Origin of the sequence: Flavobacterium pygoscelis (genome assembly GCF_023162025.1) — a bacterium.
Classification (GTDB): domain Bacteria; phylum Bacteroidota; class Bacteroidia; order Flavobacteriales; family Flavobacteriaceae; genus Flavobacterium; species Flavobacterium pygoscelis.
Map to the genome: position 1 here is coordinate 13,656 of NZ_JALNUB010000017.1, position 2,669 is coordinate 16,324.

3 protein-coding genes are annotated in these 2,669 nt (G+C 30.5%); all 3 read right to left on the reverse strand.

Annotation, left to right across the window (positions count from 1 at the left end; all coding sequences use genetic code 11):
* Nucleotides 1-135: 135 nt before the first annotated feature.
* Nucleotides 136-492, reverse strand: a complete 357-nt coding sequence (locus MW871_RS15690; protein WP_188051748.1) for a hypothetical protein — start codon at nucleotides 490-492, stop codon at nucleotides 136-138.
* Nucleotides 493-1,290, reverse strand: a complete 798-nt coding sequence (locus MW871_RS15695) for a hypothetical protein (protein ID WP_248429344.1) — start codon at nucleotides 1,288-1,290, stop codon at nucleotides 493-495.
* 162 nt (nucleotides 1,291-1,452) lie between these two features.
* Nucleotides 1,453-2,388 carry an AlbA family DNA-binding domain-containing protein gene (locus MW871_RS15700; RefSeq protein ID WP_248429345.1) on the reverse strand — a complete coding sequence of 312 codons (936 nt, stop codon included), beginning with the start codon at nucleotides 2,386-2,388 and terminating at the stop codon, nucleotides 1,453-1,455.
* Nucleotides 2,389-2,669 lie beyond the last annotated feature (281 nt).

Sequence of the window (2,669 nt, forward strand, 5' to 3'; positions counted from 1 at the left end):
TTCGCGGCTTTGCGAGGTTGCGAACTTCGTAACCGAGTTCTTTCGGCTAAGATAGAATATCTTGCGAAAGACAAACTTGAATTTAGCACATAATTCGCAATCTCGCAAAACCGCTGTTAGCGGTAGGTTATTTTACTAGAGATGTCGTCTGAAATAGTTTGCAAAGGTTTCTTGTGGTTTGTCAATAAGTATTTTTTCTACAAAACTTAAGCCCTCAGGTGTTAATTCATTTATTTTTTTGAAAGGTCCCCATTCTTCAGATTTTAAAAACTTACCAAGTACAAGAAAGGAGTTTTCAAATTCGACTCTATTCACAAAAAATGATGAATCTAATTTCAAGTTTCGTGCTGTGTCTGAATGATGTGTAAGCATTGCTCCAATAAAGCTTTCGTTAGAATAACCAGATAGATATACAATTGGATGATATCCTTTTCTAATCTCTCGATGAGTGGCTAATAAAACATCTCCATTTTTAAAAATATTTGAATTCATTTATTCTAATTTTGTTTTGTCAGTTATGCCATACTGACTAATTATTATTTGTTTTGCTTCTTTTTCTGCTTCATAATTACTTTTAAATTCTTTTTTGAAGAAATAGAACATTGCCATTTTATATTCTGGAAATTCAAAATAGATGAATTCATCCATTGTATGAAAGAAAAAAGCATCTTTATTCTTACTTTTCCAAAATACCAAAGAATAATATCTTGAATCTTTAGAACTTTTTTTAATTCTAGATTGAGAATTTCTTAATTGAGATAGAGCTTTGAATGGAGATAAGTCAATATTGAATCTCATAATTGACATTGGAACTTCTTTAAATATTGGAATAAATTCGTTAGAATTTCCTTTTAGATATTTCCTTCTAAAATTAAGAACATGAAATTTATAATCGATTATTTCTAGCCATCTTATAACATTTAAAGATTGTTCATATTCATAGTATTCATTATCTAAATCAGTACTTCGGAAAAGTTCTAAAGTATATTTTTCAATCTTCGATAAAGTTTCATTGTTGCAAGATGGACAAGCTGGAATAACCGTTTTCATAAAAGGTTGTTTCGTTCCATTTATTAAAGTTTCAAAATTTCGTAAAGGGTCATTTTGGAAACACCATTTTGGAAGAACATGTTCTTTTGTTAATTTATTACTTTCACCACAAAATGAACAAATATCATTCTCGCCCGCGAAATTACCAGGTTCAAAATGATTTCTTTTTATATGGTCAATGATTGTTTTTCCACTTATTCTGAAATTTTTTCTTAATAATTTGAAACAATCATCTGTCATTTTTTCTCATTTTTGGGTAACTTACCGCTAACGTCTTGGCGCTTGGCGAGGTTGGGGAGTAAAGATGCGAGATTTTTCCATTAAACACAAATTTTTCAAGTACAAAACCATCTTTAAATTAAGCCTAAAACCCCAATCTCGCCAAACGGCTGTTGTGCGATGTTATTTTACGATTCGATTTAATTCATCTGTTAATAATCCACCATCTTTTAATGTTCCTATAGTAACAATCTTTTTTTCAGATGGAGAATATGTAAAGTATTTAAAATCAAAATCTAAATCTCTGCACCAAAACCCCACAAATATCAAATAGTCTTTGTTAAAGTGGCGAATATTAAGTTTTATTGGAATACTTATTATTTGAACCAAAACTTGAATTGTATGATTTGACATTGAAAATTTATTGGCAAGTATGTCTTTTTGTATTTCAAATTGATGTGATGAATTTACATCAGCGACATTATAAATATCTACTATAAAAGCAACTTTATCGGCTGGAATTCGTGATTCATTTTGAATTCTAATCAGTACTTCATCATCAGTATTATTTATTTTAGTGATTGTTATGTCCGTTGATAATATTGGAACTCTTCTTTTATCAAATAAAGCTTGGACAATACCGTGTGGAGCAGGTTTTGCATCTCTTTCCAGTCTTAAGTAATATTTTCCATCAGATGAACATTGATGCGGAGGTGTTAAACTTTGAGAAATATCAATTAAGAATACATTTCCATTTTTAGTTAGAAACTCTTCAATTTTTAAATCGGTGGGAGTTGGTACAATATTTGACGCAATTTTTTGATATAACCAATCTTTGTTTTTAAAATTTGAATATGTTAGATTACCTTCGCAAACTTTAATAATATTTTTTCCAAGCTCTTTTTTTGTTTCTCTTGGAGCACCAATTATTAATAATCCTCCTTCTGTGTTTAAAAAAGCAGTTATTTCCTTGAAAATATCGTTTATTTCAACTTCGCCACTTTTAAATTCTACTACAGAAGATTCTTCTTGTGGAGTGGAAAAATATTCTTCAATATCAAGTAATTTAACTTGATTTCTTGGTTTTCCAAATATTTTTTCAATGTAATTAGAGTTCATTACTTTCGTTTTTTTATAATATCGCACAACGTCTTGGCGCTTGGCGAGGTTGGGGACTTTAAAGCAGAGTATTTTCTGCCGAAACGAAGATATGATAAAAAACGCTAATTCCACTATTAGAGTTCATTACTTTCGTTTTTTTATAATATCGCACAACGTCTTGGCGCTTGGCGAGGTTGGGGACTTTAAAGCAGAGTATTTTCTGCCGAAACGAAGATATGATAAAAAACGCTAATTCCACTAAAACCCCAATCTCGCCAAACGGCTGTTGGCAGTAGTTG

Excerpts from the sequence above, each read along its gene's own strand:
- MW871_RS15695 (WP_248429344.1), bottom strand. The coding sequence starts at position 1,290 with ATGACAGATGATTGTTTCAAATTATTAAGAAAAAATTTCAGAATAAGT.
- MW871_RS15700 (WP_248429345.1), bottom strand. The coding sequence starts at position 2,388 with ATGAACTCTAATTACATTGAAAAAATATTTGGAAAACCAAGAAATCAA.
- MW871_RS15690 (WP_188051748.1), bottom strand. The coding sequence starts at position 492 with ATGAATTCAAATATTTTTAAAAATGGAGATGTTTTATTAGCCACTCAT.